At 30.7% G+C, this 22,006-nt stretch carries 18 protein-coding genes; 9 read left to right on the top strand and 9 right to left on the bottom strand.

What is annotated here, in order from left to right; translation table 11 throughout:
- Nucleotides 1–2 precede the first annotated feature (2 nt).
- A complete protein-coding gene (locus B4E59_RS07905) occupies nucleotides 3–416 on the top strand; it encodes an SRPBCC family protein (RefSeq protein WP_286495774.1) in 414 nt (137 codons plus the stop codon).
- 33 nt (nucleotides 417–449) lie between these two features.
- On the opposite strand, the gene B4E59_RS07900 is transcribed toward B4E59_RS07905, so the two are convergent.
- Nucleotides 450–4,172, bottom strand: a complete 3,723-nt coding sequence (locus tag B4E59_RS07900; RefSeq protein ID WP_286495775.1) for a metallophosphoesterase — start codon at nucleotides 4,170–4,172, stop codon at nucleotides 450–452.
- Nucleotides 4,173–4,196: 24 nt separating this feature from the next.
- Here B4E59_RS07900 and B4E59_RS07895 point away from each other — a divergent pair, with 24 nt between their 5' ends.
- Nucleotides 4,197–5,390, top strand: a complete 1,194-nt coding sequence (locus B4E59_RS07895) for a Pycsar system effector family protein (protein WP_219034917.1) — start codon at nucleotides 4,197–4,199, stop codon at nucleotides 5,388–5,390.
- Here the strand turns inward: B4E59_RS07895 and B4E59_RS07890 are convergent, their stop codons facing one another.
- Nucleotides 5,391–5,858 carry a DUF6265 family protein gene (locus B4E59_RS07890; protein ID WP_219034918.1) on the bottom strand — a complete coding sequence of 156 codons (468 nt, stop codon included), beginning with the start codon at nucleotides 5,856–5,858 and terminating at the stop codon, nucleotides 5,391–5,393.
- Nucleotides 5,859–6,021: 163 nt separating this feature from the next.
- Here B4E59_RS07890 and B4E59_RS07885 point away from each other — a divergent pair, with 163 nt between their 5' ends.
- Complete coding sequence (locus B4E59_RS07885; protein WP_125349835.1) at nucleotides 6,022–7,830, top strand: chloride channel protein; 1,809 nt, start codon at nucleotides 6,022–6,024, stop codon at nucleotides 7,828–7,830.
- Between the two features lie 51 nt (nucleotides 7,831–7,881).
- Here the strand turns inward: B4E59_RS07885 and B4E59_RS07880 are convergent, their stop codons facing one another.
- On the bottom strand, nucleotides 7,882–8,721 hold the full coding sequence (locus tag B4E59_RS07880; RefSeq protein WP_185144180.1) for a GNAT family N-acetyltransferase: 840 nt from the start codon (nucleotides 8,719–8,721) through the stop codon (nucleotides 7,882–7,884).
- A 589-nt stretch (nucleotides 8,722–9,310) separates the two neighbouring features.
- Between B4E59_RS07880 and B4E59_RS07875 the strand changes: the two genes are divergently transcribed.
- Both B4E59_RS07875 and B4E59_RS07870 read left to right on the top strand, forming a co-directional pair.
- Nucleotides 9,311–10,636: a DcaP family trimeric outer membrane transporter gene (locus tag B4E59_RS07875; protein ID WP_291052391.1), complete on the top strand. Its 1,326-nt coding sequence runs from the start codon at nucleotides 9,311–9,313 to the stop codon at nucleotides 10,634–10,636.
- A gap of 15 nt (nucleotides 10,637–10,651) precedes the next feature.
- Complete coding sequence (locus B4E59_RS07870; RefSeq protein WP_180904577.1) at nucleotides 10,652–12,034, top strand: MFS transporter; 1,383 nt, start codon at nucleotides 10,652–10,654, stop codon at nucleotides 12,032–12,034.
- A 124-nt stretch (nucleotides 12,035–12,158) separates the two neighbouring features.
- Here the strand turns inward: B4E59_RS07870 and B4E59_RS07865 are convergent, their stop codons facing one another.
- The 3 genes from B4E59_RS07865 to B4E59_RS07855 all read right to left on the bottom strand — a co-directional run bounded on the left by B4E59_RS07865 (nucleotide 12,159) and on the right by B4E59_RS07855 (nucleotide 15,385).
- The gene (locus B4E59_RS07865) at nucleotides 12,159–12,446 is read right to left on the bottom strand and encodes an HU family DNA-binding protein (RefSeq protein ID WP_019975917.1); all 288 of its coding nucleotides are present in this window, start codon (nucleotides 12,444–12,446) and stop codon (nucleotides 12,159–12,161) included.
- Between the two features lie 132 nt (nucleotides 12,447–12,578).
- Nucleotides 12,579–13,520 carry a methionyl-tRNA formyltransferase gene (gene fmt, locus B4E59_RS07860; RefSeq protein ID WP_257468211.1) on the bottom strand — a complete coding sequence of 314 codons (942 nt, stop codon included), beginning with the start codon at nucleotides 13,518–13,520 and terminating at the stop codon, nucleotides 12,579–12,581.
- Between the two features lie 2 nt (nucleotides 13,521–13,522).
- Nucleotides 13,523–15,385: a RecQ family ATP-dependent DNA helicase gene (locus B4E59_RS07855; protein ID WP_291052386.1), complete on the bottom strand. Its 1,863-nt coding sequence runs from the start codon at nucleotides 15,383–15,385 to the stop codon at nucleotides 13,523–13,525.
- A 68-nt stretch (nucleotides 15,386–15,453) separates the two neighbouring features.
- Here B4E59_RS07855 and B4E59_RS07850 point away from each other — a divergent pair, with 68 nt between their 5' ends.
- Nucleotides 15,454–16,002 carry a hypothetical protein gene (locus tag B4E59_RS07850; RefSeq protein ID WP_291048938.1) on the top strand — a complete coding sequence of 183 codons (549 nt, stop codon included), beginning with the start codon at nucleotides 15,454–15,456 and terminating at the stop codon, nucleotides 16,000–16,002.
- Nucleotides 15,980–16,285 carry a hypothetical protein gene (locus B4E59_RS07845; protein WP_291048935.1) on the top strand — a complete coding sequence of 102 codons (306 nt, stop codon included), beginning with the start codon at nucleotides 15,980–15,982 and terminating at the stop codon, nucleotides 16,283–16,285. The genes B4E59_RS07850 and B4E59_RS07845 overlap by 23 nt, the downstream gene beginning before the upstream one ends.
- 95 nt (nucleotides 16,286–16,380) lie before the next feature.
- On the opposite strand, the gene B4E59_RS07840 is transcribed toward B4E59_RS07845, so the two are convergent.
- From B4E59_RS07840 to B4E59_RS07830, 3 genes are read right to left on the bottom strand one after another with little or no spacing between them, the layout of a single operon-like run.
- Complete coding sequence (locus B4E59_RS07840) at nucleotides 16,381–18,423, bottom strand: S9 family peptidase (RefSeq protein ID WP_291048932.1); 2,043 nt, start codon at nucleotides 18,421–18,423, stop codon at nucleotides 16,381–16,383.
- A 36-nt stretch (nucleotides 18,424–18,459) separates the two neighbouring features.
- Nucleotides 18,460–19,221: a hypothetical protein gene (locus B4E59_RS07835; protein ID WP_291048929.1), complete on the bottom strand. Its 762-nt coding sequence runs from the start codon at nucleotides 19,219–19,221 to the stop codon at nucleotides 18,460–18,462.
- 7 nt (nucleotides 19,222–19,228) lie between these two features.
- Nucleotides 19,229–19,987 (bottom strand): hypothetical protein, encoded by a 759-nt coding sequence (locus B4E59_RS07830; RefSeq protein WP_291048926.1) that lies wholly within the window; start codon nucleotides 19,985–19,987, stop codon nucleotides 19,229–19,231.
- A gap of 188 nt (nucleotides 19,988–20,175) precedes the next feature.
- On the opposite strand from B4E59_RS07830, the gene B4E59_RS07825 reads away from it, so the two are divergent.
- Together B4E59_RS07825 and fsa are read left to right on the top strand one after the other, a co-directional pair.
- Nucleotides 20,176–20,928, top strand: a complete 753-nt coding sequence (locus B4E59_RS07825) for an SDR family NAD(P)-dependent oxidoreductase (protein WP_291048923.1) — start codon at nucleotides 20,176–20,178, stop codon at nucleotides 20,926–20,928.
- An 83-nt stretch (nucleotides 20,929–21,011) separates the two neighbouring features.
- On the top strand, nucleotides 21,012–21,668 hold the full coding sequence (gene fsa / locus B4E59_RS07820) for a fructose-6-phosphate aldolase (protein WP_125349844.1): 657 nt from the start codon (nucleotides 21,012–21,014) through the stop codon (nucleotides 21,666–21,668).
- Nucleotides 21,669–22,006 lie beyond the last annotated feature (338 nt).

The raw sequence follows: 22,006 nt of genomic DNA, 5'->3' as shown, positions 1-22,006 counted from the left end.
GAATGGAAAAAGATGATGTATTGCTTAATATTTCGATAGATAGTACTGCCGAAAATATTTGGAAAGTTTTGACAGATGAACAAGCGTTTAATGAATGTTTTGAAAACATAAAAATGACTTGTAACGAATGGAAAGTAGGAGAGAGGATAAAGTTTGTAACGCAAAAAAATAATGAAACGTTGGTAGATGAAGCCTTGATTACATCTATTATGGAGAATGAACGTTTGCGATATAATTATAAAAAACAAAATACAGACCATGAGATTGAAGTAATTTTTAATCTAAAATCTTCAGGTAATTTTACTTATCTATCAATTGAAGGAAAAGATTTTGCGGATGATTTTGAACGCTCACATTCAGAGAATGCGTGGATAAATATGATGCAAGCAATCAAGAAATATGTACAAAAAAAATAACCTTCAAATTTTTGAAGGTTATTTTTTTATATGTTAAAATCCGAAATTCAAACCAAAAACGATTCGCCCTGGATCTTCACCTTTAAAGTATGAAACTGTTGCGGTAATAGATTGTGCTCCGTTTATCCAAAGTCCACCACCCATAGATGAATGCCATTTATTTGAGTCTTCTCCGTTTAACCAAACTCGTCCATAATCAGCTCCAACAAAAAGACCTAATCGAAGTGGAACAACAGCTTTGAAACGTAAAGCATCAAATCGTAAATCAGATGTTTGTAAGAAAACTTTGTCTCCTGCAAAACGACCTAATCGATAACCACGTAAATCCTGATCTCCACCTAAATTAGCCATTTGATAGAATTCCATAAAATTACCCCAAACTGCTTTACCTTTTAGCATAGAAGCAACTGTTAATCTTCCATTTGCAGAAATTTTATGTGTGAAACCTAAATTAAGTTCGGTATAAAAATGATTACGTTCAAAATCTGTCAAATTAGAAATCCACTTTGCATTTGCTAAAAATGTCATGCCTAATTTTGGCAATGATTCGTTATCGTAATTTTTGAACAAATATTTAGCTCCAATTTCTCCGAAATGTTGTCCTTTGAAAACGTCTCTATTAATTGATGGGAAATCTTCGACGATACGATCTTTATTCTCTTCAATCTTTTTGTAACTATAAATTGCAGAAAAATCTAAACGACCATTGTTATTCATAATCTTGAAAATAGACGGTCCAATGCTATAACTTTCTAATCGAACACGGTTATAATCCATTCCAATTTCTTCTTGATTATTCACGGTCTCGTTTCCTAAACCAAAGAAATTTGTACTATAAGTCGGGCTCGTGTAAGCTGCATTAAGATCTAAATTCCACTTACCCAACGCTTTTGTAAACGTTCCTTTATATTTGGCATCCCAACCGCCTGTCGCAAAATAATAACTTAATTGCAAATTGTGACGTTGCGAATATGGTTTACGATCAAAACCGTTGACAGTGTAGGTTGGCGATAAACCAATTTTTATTCCGTCATCAGGATTGTAGCCAATATTAGGTAACATAGTAAAGAAATTATACATCGGTTGTTTGTAATCGTATGTATTAACCTCGTAATCGTTGACAAAATTTTTCGATGTTAAAAAGGTAGATTCTGATGCATCACTTCCGTTTGCGTAATCATATACTTTTACTTTTGCAGAACGCTTTACTTCGTATATATCGTCATCTATTCCACCAATAATACGAACTAAAATAGCGTTATTTGGCTTTCCTTCAACCTTGAATTTATCTTTTCCGTTTAATCCATATAAACGAATTTCTTTCGTTTCTTTTTTATCAAAATCTTCATCAAGAATTAAAGTTCGATCTTGTCCTGAATAGATTTTTACATTTGTTTTTCCCTTTGGTAAACGAGTGATCACAAAATCTTCATCTTCGTTTGTTCCTTTCAGAATGATTAATTTGCGAAGAACTTTATTATATTCTTCTGCAAATTTTTCTAATTTAGATTTTCGGGCAATAAGATTATTGATTACTTCTTGATCGTATTCTTGTTTTGTTTCTTCAGGAATTAATTCAAATGATTGTTTGATATAATCATCACTCAAATTATCTTGAATATATTTTGCTTCTTTTATCCATAATTCAAGATCGGATGATTCTAAAATGGCTAAATCCAATGGATAAGGTTCTCTATTGAACCATTTTACATTTTTGATGTCATCTTTATAATCTTGCATATGTCTCAAAGGAGGAATTTTCATAATTAAATGAAAGAAAAGTCCATCATAACGTGGAAATGCTTGATCTCTATCGCGTGGAATTGGTTTATAAACAGTTTGTTTATTCTCTTTGTAAACGCCCCAACGCCATTGGTCAGAATGTCGATCCCAATCTCCAACTAACATATCAAAAAGTCGTGCACGAATGTAGGCTTGCTTATCCACGACAACATCTTTGTTTTTGTGAATCGCAGCCAACATATCATCTGTGCTAACAATATCTTTTGGTTTTCCGAAAACACCGTCTTGATATCCGGACATTGGTCGTTCTTCTATCATGTATAATTCATCACCAAAATTCTCATTATATGCTTTCAAGGCTTCTTGTTTTGGAACGTAATATAATTTTGGCGTAGAATGCATAATATTGATTGGTTTCATCAAATTAGCAACTGTTAATGGATAATATGGATGATTGGTTGTATAGAAATCCATCAAAAATTTCTCTGTGAAAGAATCTTCAAATTCATCTGCAACATATTTATTTTTAAATGCTACTTGCTGAATGAATTGCGTGGCACTTTTCTTCACCGAGCGCATATTGTATTCTTCACCTTTTGCATTTGCCAATCGTAAACTTTGCGTTTGATGTCCACCACCCATTCTAACAGGGGTTAAACCTCCATTTAGTTGACTTAAATTAACAGTATTAGCAGTAATTGTTTGTCCATATGTTCGACGATAATGACGACCAAAAAAGAATTTATACGGATCAGATTTACGTGTAACGTCTAATGGATATACACTTGTTTCTTTCGTTTTTGGCATTTTTTTATCATCATAAACTTGTGCCAAATATTCCTTTTTCTTTTCTGTAATTTGTTTTGTTAATAATAATTCGATTCCATCGTCTTTAAAACCATAGAAATTAGCTTTAGAAGCGCCATTATCATATAAATCTAGTACAACAAAACCATTATCTCCGTAAGAAAAATCGTTTTTACCAACCGCTTTTGCAGATTCTTTTTTAGAACCAGAACCGCTGATAATTTGTTTGACATTGTTTTGTTGAATATATTGCAAGTTGTGATCGTGTCCAGAAACAACAATTACATTATTTCTATTTTCGATAAGTGTTGCAATACGAGAAGCCATTTCTCTGTATTTGAAATTATTAACATCTTGAGGACTAAGACCTGTTGTACTTCTTAATAAATTAATAAAAGATCCGATTACCGGTAATGGAACTTTGAAATTATCTCCTAATGGATAAAACTGTTTTTTGAAATCAAATTGTCCACCATGTGTTCCGTTCGAATATAGCGGATGATGCATTGTGATAACAGTTGTTCTGTTTTGATATTTGTTCAACTGCGATTCTAATTCTTCGAAGAAAGCTTCTCGCGATTTGATATCACATTTTTCATTTAGACCAGGATGTTTGTCCCAATCTTGCAAATACCATTCAGAATCTATCGCAATAATTCCGATACTATCATTTACATTTATTTTATCAATTGGACACGCATCTTTTGGTAAAAATGATTTTTTATTACCCAATTGTTTTTTGACTAATTTTTCTTGTTCTTTTAATCCTTTTACACCATTTCGCCAATCATGATTTCCTGGAATAAAAAGGGTTTTTCCTTTAAATTCTTTCGCTAAATCAATCTGAAATTGAAGTTTCTCTCTACTTGTTGTATATTCAGCTTTTGTAGAATCCGTTACAATTCCATTTTCGTAAACATTATCACCTAAAAAGAAAAGATAAGAAGAAGAGTCAGCTTTCGCTAATTGATTCTTTAAAATTTCTAAATTTTGTTTATTTTTTGGTTGATCAAGATCTCCTGCATCGCCTATTAAATAGATAGATTGAATTTTATTTCCTTCTACATTTTGTACTTTTTCTGTCTTAATGTTTTTCCCATATTGAGGATGTTGCGTAGCGCAAGATGTCATATAAAGGCAAGAACCTACTAAAGCCAAAAAAGGATAATTCAATTTTTTGTTGTTTAGTGTTGGTAATAATTTCATACATTTAAGCGTTAAAAACTTGTGATGAACCAATTGTTATTAAATATAGAAAACTATGTTTTCAATCTGTTCAAAGATAATCTTTCTTTAGATTTTACGTATCATAATTTTATGCATACCGTAAAAGTTGTAGAAGCAATAAAAACGTTGTCTACTGATGAGCAAATATCTACAGATTTACGAGAAAAATTATTAATAGCGGGTTGGTTTCATGATACGGGTTACACAAAAATCGTGCAAGGGCATGAAAGTGAGAGTGCAAACATTGCAAAAGAGTATTTGATTGAGCATAATTTTGACGAAAATTACATCAAAGAAGTCCAAGATTATATTTTAATCACAGCGCTAAATAATGTTCCAAAAAATATAGGTGAAGCAATTGTAAAAGATGCAGATAACTATCATTTAGGACAAACTGAATATCCTAAAATTTCTGAGTTATTACGTGATGAAATAGCTAAAATATGTCACAAAGAATTTTCTGATTATGAATGGCATGTAGAGAATAGAAATTTTTTTCTAAACATACATCATTTTTATACGGATGCCGCAAAAAAGCTTTGGCAGAAAGGAAAAGAAGAAAATTTGATCTTTACCCAAAATAAAATCAAAGAGATAGAGTTGATTGGTGATATTCCCAATAAGTATGAAATCAAGAAAAAGAAAAACGATAAGATTCAACAACCAGATCGTGGTGTTGATACACTTTTTCGTGTAACGTTGAACAATCATACTCGTTTAAGTGATATTGCTGATAGTAAAGCCAATATTTTATTGTCTGTAAACGCGATCGTGATTTCGATTGCACTTTCTACTTTGGTTCCAAAGTTAGGAAGTCCAAAGAATGAGTATTTACTTTTACCTTCAATTGTAATGCTTTTATCAAGTGTTGTTTCAATTATTTTTGCAATTTTAGCAACTAAACCAAATGTAACATACGAAAGTTTTAACGAAGAAGATGTCAAAAACAAAAAAGTGAATTTGCTTTTCTTTGGTAATTTTTATCAAATGTCACTTGAAGCCTACGATGATGCTATGCAAGAGTTGATGAAAGACAGAGATTATGTATATACTTCTTTGACAAGGGATTTGTATTATTTAGGAAAAGTTTTGGAACGAAAATATCGTTTGTTAAGCATAACCTACACAATTTTTATGATTGGAACTATTTTATCTGTTCTAACGTTTGCTTACGCGATGATCACAAATGTTGCTTAATTATTTTTTTACTTTTTCAAAAGTAAAAGCAATTTTACTTGATTCATCATTGCTAATTTCAGCTTTTAACTGATGACCAATTTTCCAATATTTGATAAGTTTAGGAAAATCATTCTCTTGATTTTCTAATGTAAACGAATTTCTATCAGAATTGATTAACTCAAAATCAGTTGTCTCTTTTTTAGTTTTGTCCAAATTAACTTTCAATATCCATTTATCATCAATCTTTGTGATAGTAAGATGTTCCTGCGAAATTGTATCATTATTTTTGATTGTAAACCCGCAACCTAAAAAAGTGTTTTTATCAACTTTTTTCCAGTTTTCATACGTTTTTCGATCCGATTTTTCATTTGTTCTAATCCATTCTCCAACCAAAAAATCAAAACTTGGTTTATCAGCAGAAGTTTTAGTTGATTCGCAAGAATTCAACAAAAAAATAAATAAAAGAAGAAAAGTAAATAGTTTCATATTAGTGTGCTTAATAGTAAAAATAATCAATTTGAAATAGTTAAAATGATAGAAATGATTTTTTCTCAAAAATTTTATTCTTTTATGTATTATTGGTTTACTTTTTGTGTAATTCGTGGCAGTTAAATTAGGCAATAAACAAAAGGTACACTATTTTTGAAGTATGCGACTTTCTACAAAACAAAAGTTTTTTCAATACATTAAAAAATCATTTAATTTTTTTCAAAACTTGTTGAACCTGTTAAAATTGGTTTTATCAGAGCGACAATTTTTGTATTTATCGTGTATTTTAGTAGCTATTTCATCTGCTTTTGCAGTGATTGTGCTAAAAACTTTTGCGCACAATGTTTTTCAATTTACTATTTATATTAATAATTTAGTCAAACTACCTTATATCAATAGTATATTGCCAATTATAGGTATTTTGTTGACGGTTTTTGTTGTGCAGAAATTTTTGGATGGTTCGATAGAAAAGGGAACTTCTCAAATTATGATTGCTGTAGCTAAAAAGTCTGGAATAATGCCTAAAAAACAGATGTATGCTCAGATTTTAACGAGTTCCTTAACAGTTGGTATGGGTGGTTCGGCTGGTTTAGAATCTCCAATTACAATTACTGGTGCAGCTTTTGGTTCTAATTATGCACAATATTACAGATTCAAATACAAAGAAAGAACACTTTTGTTGGCTTGTGGTGTTGCAGCTGGTATTGCGACTGCATTCAATGCACCAATTGCAGGTGTTTTGTTCGCGATAGAGATTGTATTAGCGGATATGAGTGTTACTGCTTTTATTCCTTTATTGTTATCTTCTGCAACAGGAGCTTTAATTGCCAATTTAACATTAAAAAGCAATATGTTATTATCCTTTCGTTATGCGTTAGGATTTGATTATCATAATGTTATTTTCTATGTGATTTTGGGTGTTTTAGCGGGGTTTGTTTCAGTTTACCATGCTCGATTATTTCGTAAAGTTGAACATTTGATAGGGAATTATTCGGATAATGTATATTGGCGAGCGATTGTTGGAGCGGGAAGTTTAGCAATATTGATTTTCTTTTTCCCAACATTATTTGGTGAAGGTTATGAGAGTATAAAATATTTAGCAAATGATGAAGCTGGTTTTATTTTAAATAATTCATTGTTAGAGAGTTTTAGAACGAATCAATGGATAGTTTTAGGATTTGTTTTTGTCACAATTTTAATCAAATCTATTGCAACAGGTTTAACTTTAGGAAGTGGAGGAAACGGAGGAAACTTCGCGCCTTCGTTATTTGTTGGGTCATATCTTGGTTTTTTCGTTGCAAAATTCTTTAATTTAATCGGTTTCAAAGAAGTTCCAGTCGGTAATTTTACTGTTGTTGGAATGGCAGCTGTTTTAAGTGGGTTATTTCATGCGCCATTAACAGCAATTTTCCTAATTGCCGAAATTACGGGAGGTTATGGATTAATTATTCCCTTAATGATTGTTTCTTCGATAAGTTTTGCAATTTCAAAACGATACGACAAATATTCGATGGATATATACGCAATAGCAGAAAAAGGAATTGTTTTTACATCTGATAAAGACCGAAATTTGTTTAATAAAATTGATTTGTTTTCGATTTATATCAAGAATATCAAAACATTGACGGTTTACAATTCAATTGAAGATATAAAAGAAATTTTTTCTACTACAACACAAGATTTTATTCCAGTCCTCAATGAAGATAAATCGATTCATGGAATTATAGTTTTAGATAATATTCGATCATTTATTTTTAATGATAATATTGATAAAAGTTACTTAGAATGTATAACAGAAGCAACTTCGACATCTATTTTTACGAATGCTGCTAACGTGATGAAAATGATGGAAGCAAAAAAAATAGATTATATTTTACTCACTAAAAAAGGTAAATTTGAAGGTTATGTAACCGAAAGTTTATTATTAGAAAGTTATCGAAGTAATTTGAATAAGTTGAGAATTGAGTAGAAATATTTGAATATAATATACAAAAAAAGCCTCTTAAATAGAGGCTTTTCATTATAATTCTTTTTTCATTTCGTATTGTTTGTCGTACAATTCTAATCCCATCGATTGAATAAAATCATTTGTAGAGATTTCTCTTTCGTCAACATTAATCATTTTAATCTCTTTATTTTTCAAATCGCTGAAAAGGATGGAAGCTAAATAACGATTTCTATAATCGTGATGAACACCAAATTGATAAATACGTGTATTATTTTTGTTGATAATTTTGTAAGCAACTAAAATTCCATCTTCATAAATTCCATTTATTTGACAATCTTCGATGATATTTTTTACACTTTGAATATCATTTTTCCAAGTAGGTTTTATATCCCAAAAGTTTTCACTTGTAATCAAATCTAAATCACTAAATTCTATAATTTCATGTAATGGATTTACGACCAAAATAGGAATTCCTTTATAACTGTTTAAAGTTCTTGTTTTTTCGAAACCACAAGCTTCATAAGCGTTAATAGCAAAATCATTTTTAATATTTACTTCTAAAAATATGTTTTTCACTTGTTGTTCTTTCAATTTTGGAAAACTAAAATCTAACATTTGTTGTGTGATTTTTTTTCCACGATGTTCAGGACAAACGCCCGTTCCACCAATATAAGCTGTTTTTACATCATTATAATTTCTAATTCCATAAAGTAAAAAGCCAACTAATTTTCCATCAATACTAGCACCTACAGAATAATCAAGATTGATATCTTCCATTTTTAATTTTCCCTGAAATTGTTCAGTTGAAAGATTGATAGAAACGTAATAATTTTGATAAGAAAGATTATATAAGGCTGATAATTCTTCCAAATCAACATGAGTTAATGAGTGTATTTCAATGTTTGTTTGCATAGCTGTAATTTGCATAGCAAAAATAGCCCCAACATTTAAGTTTTTTCTAAAAAAAATCTTAAAAAATTAATAAAGATTGAATTTTATTTGAACTATGTAATCCGAATTTGATAAAAATATAATTTATTTAATAATATTGACTGAATAATTATACATAAATTTTAAAAATAGTGTAGAGGATAATATATAGAATTAAGAAAACTTCTTTTTTTATGATTTAACATAAGCTTATTATTGATTATGCTGAAGAAAATTCTGTAATCAATAAATTTGCATACATTTTTAAAACTAAAACTACGAGAGAAGTCTAACTTTCTCCTCATTTGTTGAAACAATTATTCTTCTCTCGATTTTTTTTTGAAAAATACTCCTCTAAGAATTCAAGTAAAGTGTATTTCGTACACTAATTAAAATACCAAATTCTCAAAATTTCTTTCCAAAACTTATTTCAAAATATCTATTTCTCAAAAAATATTTAAACATATGATGAATTTAATAAAGCTTTGAAAAATTATTAAAAAATGATTAACGAACATTTGTTAGTTTTTTTCTTTTGATTATTTTAGTCGTTCAAATTATCACAAAAAAAATGAGTAAAAATTTAACAAAATTGGCTTGTCTAGCTATATTTTGCAGCTATAGCTATGTCTCTGCTCAACAGAAAACGACAGATAGTGTGGTTGTAGAAAAAGTAGAATTAATACAACCAAGAGAAAACAAAGACAAAGTTGATGTGCAGTTTTATGGATTTATCAGGAATGATATTTTTATGGATACGCGTCAAATGATTGGAGCAGGAGAGGCTTTGGTTCCGCTTTATCCAAAAGATCGTTTATCGGATGTAAACGGTGCTGATATCAATGCAGCTTCTAAATTTCACATGTTATCGATTGTTTCGAGAGCTGGTGTTAATTTGAAAGGTCCAGAATTACTTGGAGCTAAAACTTCTGGTATTTTAGAGGGAGAATTTTTTGGAGCAACAGAAGGAGGAATCAACGAGTTTCGTTTGCGTCACGCATATGTGATGTTGGATTGGGAGAAAACGCAATTAGGGATTGGACAATATTGGCATCCTTTCGTTGTGTTAGAAGCTTTGCCAAATGTTGCAAATTATGGAACTGGTGCGCCTGTTTATGCTTTGAATCGTAATCCTCAAGTTCGTTTAACGCATAAATTCACAGACAAATTTAAAGTTATTGCTGCTTTACATTCTCAACGAGATTTTACTCCAAATACAGAGCCCTTTCGAAATAGTGGAATGCCAGCGGCTCATCTTCAATTTCAATATAAATCACAAGTTTTTACTGCCGGAATTGGTGCGCAATATGAAAATTTGAAGCCAAAATTATCTTCAGGAAATCCTCCTGTTAAGTCTAATGAACGAGTTGAAAATGTTTCGTTTATGGCTTATTCTAAGTTAAATACAAAACCTTTACAAGTAACTTTCGCTGGATATTTGATGCAAGATGCGTCGTCTTTTGTACAACTTGGTGGAATTGTAGGATATCAAACAAGTCCGACGGCTGTTGAAACATATAAACCAATGAATACGCATAGTATGTGGATTGATTTGCAACAAAACTCAACAGGTAAATTTTCGTTCGGATTATTTGCAGGTTATGTTAGAAATAATGGTGTCAAAAATCCTGTAGAAGGAGCAATTGCATCAACATCTTATGGTGTAACGACAAATTGGGGCGCAATTTCGGCAACTCCAGGTACACGCACTGTAAATTATTTGTACAAAATAGTTCCTCGTTTAGATCTTACCTTAAGCAAAGCCTTAAAATTTAGATTAGAATATGATCGAAGCACAGCGCAATGGGCAGATGCGACGATAAAAGGTACGGGAACCGAAAATAAATATTTAGCAAATAACAATAGATTTCAACTGACAACATTATTTAACTTCTAATATTACACAAAAAACATGAGTACAAATACTTTAGATACTTCGCAAACAGTAGCGAAGAAGGATAATATTTTCCAAATTATTTTAGCATCATCTGTCGGAACATTAATCGAATGGTACGATATGTTCTTGGCAATCATCTTAGCTAGTGTATTATCAACACAATTATTTCCTAACGATGGTTCGTCACATTTCTTAGAAACACTTGCAGTAGTGGTTTCATCATTTATGTTCCGTCCGATTGGATCATTAATTTTTGGAAGTATTGGAGATCGTATTGGTAGAAAATATTCATTCTTAGTTTCTTTAATTATGATGGGAGCAGCTACATTCTTGATTGGTTGTATTCCAACTTTTGATAGTGTAGGTTGGTTTGCTCCTGTTTTATTATTGTTTTGCCGCATTATGCAAGGACTTGCAATTAGTGGAGAATATGCAGGTGCGGTAATTTATGTAGCAGAACATGCTCCAGCAGAGAAACGAGGATTTTATACAGGGTTTATTCAAGCAACTGTTCCAATTGGATTATTATTATGTTTAACAGTTGTTTTCTTAACACAATCATTTTTATCAGAAGAGGCTTTTGCAAGTTTCGGATGGAGAATTCCATTTTTGTTTAGTGGAATATTAGTGATTTTGAGTTACTTTATTCGTCAACGCTTACATGAAAGTCCAATTTTTGAACAATTAAAAAAAGAAGGAAAAACATCTAAAACTCCAATTAAAGATGCTTTTACAACTCCAGGAAACGTAAAGTTAATGTTAAAGGCTATTTTTGGAGGAAATGCGGCGCAAAGTACAATTATGCAAACAACGTTATTCGTAACACTTTTCTTTTTGCAAAGAGCGGTTAATTTACCTTACGAAACAGTTTTAATTGTTGTTTTATGTTCTACATTATTTAGTTCATTTTTTTATCAATGGTTTGGAGCCTTGAGTGATAAAATTGGTCGTAAACCTGTTATGTTAGGAGGAATGATTTGTAGTTTTATTTTAATTCCATTATCATTTTTCTTATACATGAAATTAGGAAATCCTGAAGGATTGAAAGAAGTTCATGATATTTCGAATTTAGCAGTTTTCGGAATTGTTATTGTAAGTTTAATTACTTCAATTGCAGGAGCAGCAACTTACGGACCACTTGGCGCATTTATGTTAGAAATTTTCCCAACTAAAATTCGTTATACAAGTATGGGATTTGCACAAAATATGGGAAATGGATTTATTGGTGGAGCAACGACTTTTGTAACGGAATTAATCAAAAGTACGATTATCGTTTCGGCTGCTATGTCGCCTTATATCGGATTAGCTTATCCATTGATATTAATCTTTATTGCGATTTTAGTGAATTACTTTACAATTCCAGAAACATACAAAACAGATTTAACAGAAGATAATTAAAATCAATAATAGACAAAATGTAAAAATCCTTCAAGTAATTCTTGAAGGATTTTTTTAGAGGAATTAAATTTCAATGCAAAAAAAATCCACTCAAACGAATGGATTTTTTATTGTATCAGAAATATTATTTTTTCTTTTTTGTATCAACTGCTCCTGATAATTCAGATCCAGCTTTAAATTTAGCTACTGTTTTAGCAGCAATTTTAATTTCTTTTTTAGTTTGTGGGTTGATACCTGTTCTTGCAGCTCTCTCAGAAGTTGAGAAAGTACCGAATCCTACTAAAGCAACTTTGTCTCCTTTTGCTAAAGCTTTAGTTACATTTTCTGTAAATGAGTTTAAGGCTTTTTTAGCAGCTTCTTTAGAAATTCCAGCGTCAGCTGCAATCGCATCGATAAGTTCTGATTTGTTCATAGTTGTAACTTTTTAAATTAATTTATACACAAATATACTCTTTCCCTTTATTTGTGCAAGTTTCAACGCAAAAAATTTCAAGAAAAATGCAAAATTTTATGAAATCTGTGTCAAAAATCAGTAAATAAGTACTTATTTTACGAATAAGGTATCCTCGTTTTGATGTCCATTGATGAAATCTTTGGCTGTCATACGACGCTTTCCTTCCGGTTGAAGTTCTAAAATTTCGTAAACTCCTTGAGGTAGATTGATATAAAGGTTATTTTTTTGTAAAATTAATTGATAATCTTCTCCTTCAACAACAATATCCGTTTTTAGACCTGCATATATTTTTAACGATTTATAATTTTCGCCATTTCCAAAAGTTGTCCATGCACATGGATAAGGAGAAAGTCCTCTAATCTTATTGTGAATAGTATTGATTGAATCGTTCCAATCTATTTTACAATCTTCCTTAAAGATTTTTGGAGCATGTTTTAATTCTGTTGTTTCATCTTGCGGATGAGGTTTTAATGAATCATTTTCTAAACCATCCAACGTTTTCACGACTAATTTCGCACCGATATGCATCAATTCGTCATGAATTTTACCAACATTATCATTTTCTCCAATTTCTACTTTATCAGAAATTAAGATATTTCCGGTATCAATTTTTTCATCAATTAAGAAAGTTGTTACTCCAGTTTCCTGATCACCATTCATCACAGCCCAATTAATTGGTGCAGCTCCGCGATACTGAGGAAGAAGTGAACCGTGTAAATTGAATGTTCCTTTCGACGGAATTGACCAAACAACTTGTGGCAACATACGAAAAGCTACAACAACAAAAACATCAGCATTCCAGCTTTTTAATGTTTCGATAAAAGCTTCGTCTCGTAATTTTTCTGGTTGAGCCAAAGGCAAATTATGTTCAACTGCATATTTTTTGACATCAGAAATATTCATTTTTTGTCCTCTACCAGACGGTTTATCTGGAACAGTAACAACTCCAACTATTTCGTGATGACTATTTGTATTGATTTCATTCAAAGATGTCGCCGCAAATTCGGGCGTACCCATAAAGACTACTCGCATTTTTATTCTATTAGTTTATAAGAATCGAATCCAATTGGTTGAACTCGCATTTCGTCTATCAAATATTGCAATTCTTCGACGATTTTATCTTTTGGCGAATTTATGAATTTTGAAAGGATTTCGGCTTGCGTTTTTGTACCTTCTTTCAAATATTCAATTAAATCGGTTGAATTAAAGTTTTCATTTTGTTTTTTGGATTGACAAACATCGCATTTACCACAATTTTGATCAGATTTTTGATTAAAATATCCAAATAATAAACGTTCTCTACAAATTGTATTTTGTTCGGCATAATAAGCCATAGCTTGCAAACGTTTCCAATTATTCACTTGAATTGCTTCGAAATCTTTCCACAATTTATTTTTAAACGCATTAGAATCGCGCGGAACAAGAAATCTAAATCGCGCTAAAAATCGATCCGAATAATCAATAGAACCATTTTTTGCATATTCGTGTAAGCTATTCCTAATGTCGCCAATACTCATATGCAATTCAAACGCCATTTTACTTTCCGAAATTTCTCTATTATAAGTGTAAATTCCAGGGTAATGACGTTGTAAATAATCAAAAATTCGGTTTTCATTCAAATTAATCGAATGTGGTGACGCCAAAATTTGAATGCTACTATTTTGTGAATAATTTTTTTGCTGAATGATTTCTTTCGTATTTAAAAACTCTAAAAATTGAAGAACCATTTTAAGATTTAAACCAAATTTTTCGGCAAATTTTGGAAGATCCAATTGATAATTCATTTCCGTTAATTCGCCTTCCGCTAATTGCAATTGACTAAACAAACAATTCCCAATTTTGATAAAATCTTGTTGCGAAGGTAAATTCGCTTTGAAAATATTTTCTGCTTGAATTCGATCATCAGGATTGTACAAATAAATTCCATACGATTCCTGTTCATCACGTCCAGCGCGCCCAACTTCTTGGTAATACGCTTCTATTCCTTGTGGCAAATCGATATGAAAAACGGTACGAACATTTGGTTTGTCTATTCCCATTCCAAACGCATTTGTCGAAACCATAATTCGCGAATTACTTAACATCCAATCTTGCTGTTTTTGCTCTTTTTCGTCTTTGGTTAATTTGGCGTGAAAAAAATCGGCATCAAATCCATTTTGACTTAAAAAACTTGCAATCTCGTAGGTTAATTTTCGATTTCGAACAAAAATAATACTCGAACCAGGATATTTTTTTAAATAATAAATCAAATCATTTTTCTTGTCAGCAGAAAGGAAAACATTGTACGAAAGGTTTTCTCTTTTTAAAGAAGATTTGAAAACATCAGGATTATTTAGCTCTAATTTTTCAACAATTTCTTGCTGAATTTTCTCTGTCGCTGTTGCAGTCAAAGCTAAGATTGGAACTTTAGGAAGAATAGTTTTTAATCTTGAAATTCGATGATATGCAGGTCGAAAATCATGTCCCCATTCAGAAACGCAATGTGCTTCGTCAACAGCTAGCAAACTAATATTGATTTGTTTCAATCGCTCGACAAAAATTCTACTTTGCAAACGCTCTGGCGAAACATATAATAATTTGATTTTATTGTTTTGACAATCGTCCAAAATTTTTCCAATCGTATTTTGGTCAATTTCATTGGTAATATATGCCGTAGAAATTCCTTTGGATTGTAAATTCTGAACTTGATCTTTCATCAACGCAATAAGCGGCGAAATGACCAATGTTAATCCATCAAAAATAATCGCAGGAACTTGATAACAGATAGATTTTCCGCCACCAGTCGGCAAAATTGCTAATGTATCTTTCTCTTCCAAAACACTTGCGATGATTTCCTCTTGCGGCGTTTTGAAAGAAGAATAATTCCAATACTTAAAAAGAATTTCTTTTGGTGTCAAATTACAAAGCTTTGTTGTAAATTTAAGTAAAATAGTGTTATTCTTCAAAAATTATATATTTAAAACCTATGAAGTCAAAAAATCTAATTTTATTTATATTGTTGATGGTTTCATCATTGATTTTTGCACAAGAAAAAATTAATAATATTGAACTTTCTATTGGAAATTCAAAAGATTTTTTTGAGAATGTTTATGTAAAAGACCTTGAATCTCAACAAAGAAAAATGCTTAAAGATGGATTTTATATTCTTGAAAATTCTTTTCAGAAAGGAAAATTTGAAATAAAAAATGAATTAATTAATGGAGATATTGTTTTGTATGAAGGAGAAAGTTATAGAAAAGAGTATGCGATTCAGAATTCTAAAATTATAACATTAAAAATATATCATAATGATTTGTTAGAAACTGATACATTTAGAGCAAATGATAAATTAAATTTCAAGAGTTATAATGATCAAAATAGACTTACCAATGAAGGTTTTGTTTCTTTGAATCGCCAAGCGCATTATAAAAAAGGAATTACAAAATCGTATTATAAAAGTGGAGTATTAGCTTCTGTGGAGAATTCAATTTTAGGAATAAATACGAGATACTATGAAAATGGAAGTTTATGGTAAAAGTTATGAGAAATATAATGAAGATGGAACTTTAGAAACAAAACAATATAGGAAAGAAGGTGTTTTTTATATTGAGAATTATTACAAAGGAAAACTATCGTCTAAACAATATGAAACGAAAGATAAGGAAGAGATAACGCTTGTTTATGATCATGATAAGTTTATAAGAAAAGAAGTAATTAAGAATATTGATGGCGAAAAATATCTTTATAAATATTCGCCAAATGGAGAATTTATTGAAAAAGAGAAATATTATGCACCAGGAAAAGTAATTTCACCTTAGTCGATTATACCTTTTCTGTATTTTACAAAAAGTGGAATTTCATTCATTAAAAAATACAAAAAGCCAACAAATTTGTTGACTTTTTGTATTGAAATTTATTCTGTAATCCCTTCTAACATAAATAAGAAAGCATCTTCTTTTGCATCTTCTTTCAACGATTCAAATCGGCCAGAAGCACCACCGTGTCCTGTATCCATATTTGTATCTAAAAGTAGAATGTTATTATCTGTTTTTAAATCTCTTAATTTCGCTACCCATTTTGCAGGTTCCCAATATTGTACTTGAGAATCGTGCAAACCTGTCGAAACATAAAGGTTTGGATAAGCTTTTGCTTCCACCTTATCGTATGGCGAATACGATTTCATGTAATCGTAATATTCTTTTTCGTTCGGATTTCCCCATTCATCATATTCCCCTGTTGTCAATGGAATAGAATCGTCTAACATTGTTGTCACAACATCCACAAAAGGAACTTGCGCAATTACCCCATTGAATAATGTTGGCTCGTAATTAATCACAGCTCCCATCAACAATCCACCAGCAGAACCACCCATCGCGTACAAGTGTTTTGATGAAGTATAATTTTGTTGAATCAAATATTTTGCTGCATCAATATAATCAAAAAATGTATTTTTCTTTTCTAACATTTTTCCATCTTCATACCATTCGCGACCAAGATATTGGCCACCACGAATATGCGCAATCGCATAGATAAAACCTCTATCCAAAAGACTTAATCGAACCGAACTAAAATAAGGCTCGATCGTGTAACCATATGAACCATAGGCGTAAAGTAGAAGAGGGGTTTCGGCAGAAAGAGGCGTATCTTTTCGACGAACTAATGAGATTGGAACCATTTCGCCATCGCGAGCTTCTGCCCAAATACGTTCAGAAATATAATTTTCTTTATCAAAATCACCTATAACAACTTGCTCTTTTTTGATTTCGAATGTTTTATCATTCATGTTAAAATCAATCACAGAAGAAGGAGTTGTCAATGATGTATATCCGTAACGCAATATGTCAGTATCAAAATCTGGATTTGTTCCAACATTTGCTGTATAGGTTTCTTCATTAAATGGCAAATAATAATCAGTTGAATTGTCCCACGCTTTGATATTCATCTGCAATAAACCATTTGTACGCTCTTCGATAACCAAATAATTCTTGAAAATTTCGAAACCTTCAATCAATGTTTCTTCGCGATGAGGAATTACATCAATCCAATTTTCTTGTTCTGTTTTTTCGACAGAAGTTTTCATTAATTTGAAGTTAAATGCATCATCTTTATTGGTTTGAATATAAAATGAATCACCAAAATGTTCGATTGAATATTCTAAATCACGTTCTCTTTTTTGAAAGATTTTAAACTCAGCATCTGGTTGATTAGAAGGAATATATCTAAACTCGTCAGAAACAGTACTTGAAGATCCAATAATGATGTAATCTCTAGATTTTGATTTGTAAACAAACGCATTAAACGTATCATCTACTTCTTCAAAAACTAAAATATCATCTTCTTGTTTTGTACCTAATTTGTGTTTCCAAATTTGATAAGCACGCAATGTTTCATCTTTTCTTGTATAAAACAAAGTCTGATTATCAGCGGCCCAAACAGAACCTCCAGTTGTGTTTTCTATTTTATCAGAAAGAATTTCTCCAGTTGTTAAATCTTTGATCTGAATCGTATAAATTCTTCGCGAAACATTATCAACTCCAAAGGAAACCAATTGATTATTTGGTGCCATCGAAATTCCACCCAATTGATAGTACGAATGACCTTCAGCCATTGTGTTGACATCAAAAAGAATTTCATCTGGATTCTCTAAACTATCTTTACGACGTTTGTGAATCGGATATTCTTTTCCTTTTTGATATTCCGTCAAATACCAATAACCATTCAATTTGTACGGAACAGACGAATCATCTTCTTTGATTCGCGCTTTCATTTCCTCAAAAAGTTTGGTTTGTAAAGCTTCTGTTGGTTGTAGAATAGCTTTTGTGTATTCGTTTTCTTGGTTCAAATAATTGATAACTTCAGAGTTTTCACGATCATTCAACCAATAATAATTATCGATGCGGATATCTCCGTGTTTTTCTAATTTTTGTTCTATTTTTTTCGCAATAGGTGCTTGCATTTTCTAAAATTTAAGGTGCAAATGTACTATAAAAACTTACTTTGAATAAGTTGTAGTTGACCAAGATTTATCACCTGTTTTATATTCGATGATGATATTATTTTCGTTTAAATAACCAATTGTTTGATAATTTCCGTTTTGAGAAATCACTGTCACATGGAAAATATTTTGTTGAGCAGCTGGATAAAATTGTGCAATAACTTGTGAATTTTCTTGGTCGATTAATACAAATACGTTGTTATTTGTACTTGCTGTTGTGTAATTTTTTCCGTTCGATTTGTAAACGTTTTTGTTTTCTACAGTTTTTTTTGACACTTGCGTAACGACTTTATTCGTTGTTTCTTTAACGGTTGTAGTTGTTGTATTTTCTGTTTTAGTTACAGGTAAATCTTTCGCATTTTGTTTTCCAACCTGATTCATAGCAAATGTTAAGGCTTCTTGATAACCTTTTGTAAAATCTTTTTCCTTTGACGAACCTTCATAAGTTGAAATCACATTATTATTACAGTCTGTAAACGTTACTTTTAATTTATTTTTAAAAGCAACAGAAGTATTTTCAATATTTGCTTTTGTAGCTAAACAAGGATTGATTTGCACATCTAACGGAATAGAATTTTCATTTACTATTTCATATTCTTTTTTTCTCAAAGCAGTTTTCAATCCTGTATTCAATTGATAATCTTCTTTTACGAAATCTTTAAAGAGTTGAGGAACGATAACATATTTATAATCAGCTACATTTTGTGCTTGTAATGACGATAAAGCAATAAGAAATAAACTTGATAATATAGTTTTCATTATAAGATTATTTAGCCGATAATTTAACTTCTTTCCAACTATTATTTTCAGAAACCTCATAGGAAATCGTATTTCCACTGATGTATCCTACCGAAAAATAATTCGAATTTCCTTTAGTAACAATTACTCTGTAAATTCCATTTTTTAGGGTCGGTTCAAATTTTGCAACAACTTGATTTCCATTTTCGGACATCAACATAAAACCACCATTTTGCAGTTCTATTTTTTGATACGTAGTTGTTCCATCTGTCAGCAAATTAGTAGCTGTTACCTGAGTTCCTTTTGGTTCTGGTATATATGCAGTTGTTGTTTCTGTTTGGGATTTATCTAATTTTACCATCGGAACAGAAGCTTTCGCATTTTGAGATTTTAAAGGATTTAAAGCTAGTTTTATAGCTTCTTGGTAACCTTTGTCATATTCTTTAATCTTAGAAGTTCCTTCAAATTTTTGAATACTTTTATTAGAACAATCTGTAAAACTTACCTCTAATTTATTATTCAAAAAACTTTTAACTTTTAAAATATCCGCATTCAAAGCTAAACAAGGATTTTGCACAACTTCTTGTGGCCAAGAAGATTTATCAGAAGGTAAAACTTCATATTTTTTCTGCGTCAAAATATATCTTAATCGATTATTTAATTGATATTCATCTTTATCAAAACTAGAAAATTTTTCAGGAATATTGATGTACTTATAATCACTTGTTTCTTGTGCATTTATCGTAGAAAAACTACATAAAAGTATAGCAGCTATTAAATTTTTCATTTAAAAAGTTATTTGTATCAAATATAAAAAAATAGAATTGTTTTAACCTAAATATATTTGTTATGCTGAATTTTTCATTCCAAAATAGTTAATAAAATTGAATCATTTAAAATAATATTATTTGTAAGAAATGATTTATAGATCTGATTATAAATGATTAACTTTATTTAAATTAAAATCATAAAATTATGTCAAGTTTAAAAGATAAAGTTGCGATTGTAACTGGAGCTAGCTCTGGAATTGGGAAAGCTGTTGCTGAATTATATGCCAAAGAGGGTGCGAAAGTTGTGGTTTCGGATATTAATGAAGAAGGTGGAAATGAAGTAGTAGAAATTATCAAAAAGAATGGAGGAGAAGCGATATTTTTCAAAGTTGATACTTCTTCGCCAGAAGATAATGAAGCATTAGTAAATAAAACGCTTGAAGTTTATGGAAAACTTGATATAGCTTGTAACAATGCTGGAATTGGTGGTCCTGCCGAGCTGACTGAAAATTATCCGTTAGATGGTTGGAAAAAAGTAATAGATATCAATTTTAATGGTGTTTTTTACGGATGTAAATATCAATTACAAGCAATGGAAAAGAATGGAGGAGGTTCTATTGTTAATATGGCTTCTATTCATGGTACTGTCGCTGCGCCAATGAGTTCGGCTTATACTTCTGCAAAGCATGGAGTTGTAGGTTTGACGAAAAACATTGGAGCGGAATACGGACCAAAAAATATTCGTTGTAATGCAGTTGGACCAGGTTATATTATGACGCCTTTGTTGTCGAATAATTTGAGTGCAGATCATTTAGAGTTGCTTGTTACAAAACATCCAATGGGTCGTTTGGGACAGCCAGAAGAAGTTGCGGAGTTGGTTTTATTCTTAAGTTCGGACAAAGCATCCTTTATGACAGGCGGTTATTACCTTGTTGATGGAGGATATACAGCGGTTTAAAATATTTTTGATCGAATCTTTAAGATTAAATGGTTTTCTATAATTTAATCCTTAATTTTGCCTGAACGAAATACAAACAAACAATGAAATTTTTTATCGATACAGCTAACTTAGCTGACATTAAAGAAGCCCAAGATTTAGGAGTTTTAGATGGTGTAACAACAAATCCATCTTTAATGGCAAAAGAAGGAATTACAGGTCAAGAAAATATTTTGAATCACTACAAAGCAATTTGCGAATTAGTTGACGGAGATGTTTCTGCTGAGGTAATTTCTACTGATTTCGAAGGAATGGTAAAAGAAGGTGAAGCTTTAGCAGCTTTAAATCCTCAAATCGTAGTTAAAATTCCTATGACGAAAGATGGTGTAAAAGCGTGTAAATACTTTTCTACAAAAGGAATCAGAACTAACGTTACTTTAGTTTTCTCTGTAGGACAAGCATTATTAGCTGCAAAAGCTGGTGCAACTTACGTTTCTCCATTCATCGGACGTTTAGACGATATTTCGACAGATGGTTTAAACTTAATCGAAGAAATTCGTTTGGTTTATGATAACTATTTGTACGAAACTCAAATTTTAGCTGCTTCAGTTCGTAATACAATGCATATTGTTAATTGTGCAAAAATTGGTGCTGATGTTATGACAGGACCTTTATCATCAATCTTAGGATTGTTAAAACACCCATTAACAGATTCTGGATTAGCACAATTCTTAGCTGATTACGCTAAAGGAAATCAATAAATTGAATAGAATTTTCTATATATGAGTCGCTTAATTTTAAGCGACTTTTTTTATGAATTTATATTAATGAAAAGCTTTTAATTATCAAGTTGATAAAAATAGTGTTAATAAATAAAAAAAGATGTTTTATTATGAATAATATAAAATTATTAATTGTAAATTGATAAAAGTATTAGAAACTAAAATATTTTTTATTAGTATGTTAAAAACATTTATTTTATTATCAGTCACGCTTGGTATCCCTTTTGTATTAATCATGTTTCTTTATGGAAGCACATTTTTTAAGAAAAATATCAATAATGACTAATAATTTTTTCCATTTACTAAATTAAAAAATC

Source organism: Empedobacter sp. UBA2044 (genome assembly GCF_002333005.1).
Lineage (GTDB): Bacteria > Bacteroidota > Bacteroidia > Flavobacteriales > Weeksellaceae > Empedobacter > Empedobacter falsenii_B.
Note: the sequence above shows the minus strand (reverse complement) of the source record. Positions and strands in the feature narration are given on the sequence as shown.

Excerpts from the sequence above, each read along its gene's own strand:
- B4E59_RS07905 (WP_286495774.1), top strand. The coding sequence starts at position 3 with ATGGAAAAAGATGATGTATTGCTTAATATTTCGATAGATAGTACTGCC.
- B4E59_RS07900 (WP_286495775.1), bottom strand. The coding sequence starts at position 4,172 with ATGAAATTATTACCAACACTAAACAACAAAAAATTGAATTATCCTTTT.
- B4E59_RS07895 (WP_219034917.1), top strand. The coding sequence starts at position 4,197 with ATGAACCAATTGTTATTAAATATAGAAAACTATGTTTTCAATCTGTTC.
- B4E59_RS07890 (WP_219034918.1), bottom strand. The coding sequence starts at position 5,858 with ATGAAACTATTTACTTTTCTTCTTTTATTTATTTTTTTGTTGAATTCT.
- B4E59_RS07885 (WP_125349835.1), top strand. The coding sequence starts at position 6,022 with ATGCGACTTTCTACAAAACAAAAGTTTTTTCAATACATTAAAAAATCA.
- B4E59_RS07880 (WP_185144180.1), bottom strand. The coding sequence starts at position 8,721 with ATGCAAACAAACATTGAAATACACTCATTAACTCATGTTGATTTGGAA.
- B4E59_RS07875 (WP_291052391.1), top strand. The coding sequence starts at position 9,311 with ATGAGTAAAAATTTAACAAAATTGGCTTGTCTAGCTATATTTTGCAGC.
- B4E59_RS07870 (WP_180904577.1), top strand. The coding sequence starts at position 10,652 with ATGAGTACAAATACTTTAGATACTTCGCAAACAGTAGCGAAGAAGGAT.
- B4E59_RS07865 (WP_019975917.1), bottom strand. The coding sequence starts at position 12,446 with ATGAACAAATCAGAACTTATCGATGCGATTGCAGCTGACGCTGGAATT.
- fmt (WP_257468211.1), bottom strand. The coding sequence starts at position 13,520 with ATGCGAGTAGTCTTTATGGGTACGCCCGAATTTGCGGCGACATCTTTG.
- B4E59_RS07850 (WP_291048938.1), top strand. The coding sequence starts at position 15,454 with ATGAAGTCAAAAAATCTAATTTTATTTATATTGTTGATGGTTTCATCA.
- B4E59_RS07845 (WP_291048935.1), top strand. The coding sequence starts at position 15,980 with ATGAAAATGGAAGTTTATGGTAAAAGTTATGAGAAATATAATGAAGAT.
- B4E59_RS07840 (WP_291048932.1), bottom strand. The coding sequence starts at position 18,423 with ATGCAAGCACCTATTGCGAAAAAAATAGAACAAAAATTAGAAAAACAC.
- B4E59_RS07835 (WP_291048929.1), bottom strand. The coding sequence starts at position 19,221 with ATGAAAACTATATTATCAAGTTTATTTCTTATTGCTTTATCGTCATTA.
- B4E59_RS07830 (WP_291048926.1), bottom strand. The coding sequence starts at position 19,987 with ATGAAAAATTTAATAGCTGCTATACTTTTATGTAGTTTTTCTACGATA.
- B4E59_RS07825 (WP_291048923.1), top strand. The coding sequence starts at position 20,176 with ATGTCAAGTTTAAAAGATAAAGTTGCGATTGTAACTGGAGCTAGCTCT.
- fsa (WP_125349844.1), top strand. The coding sequence starts at position 21,012 with ATGAAATTTTTTATCGATACAGCTAACTTAGCTGACATTAAAGAAGCC.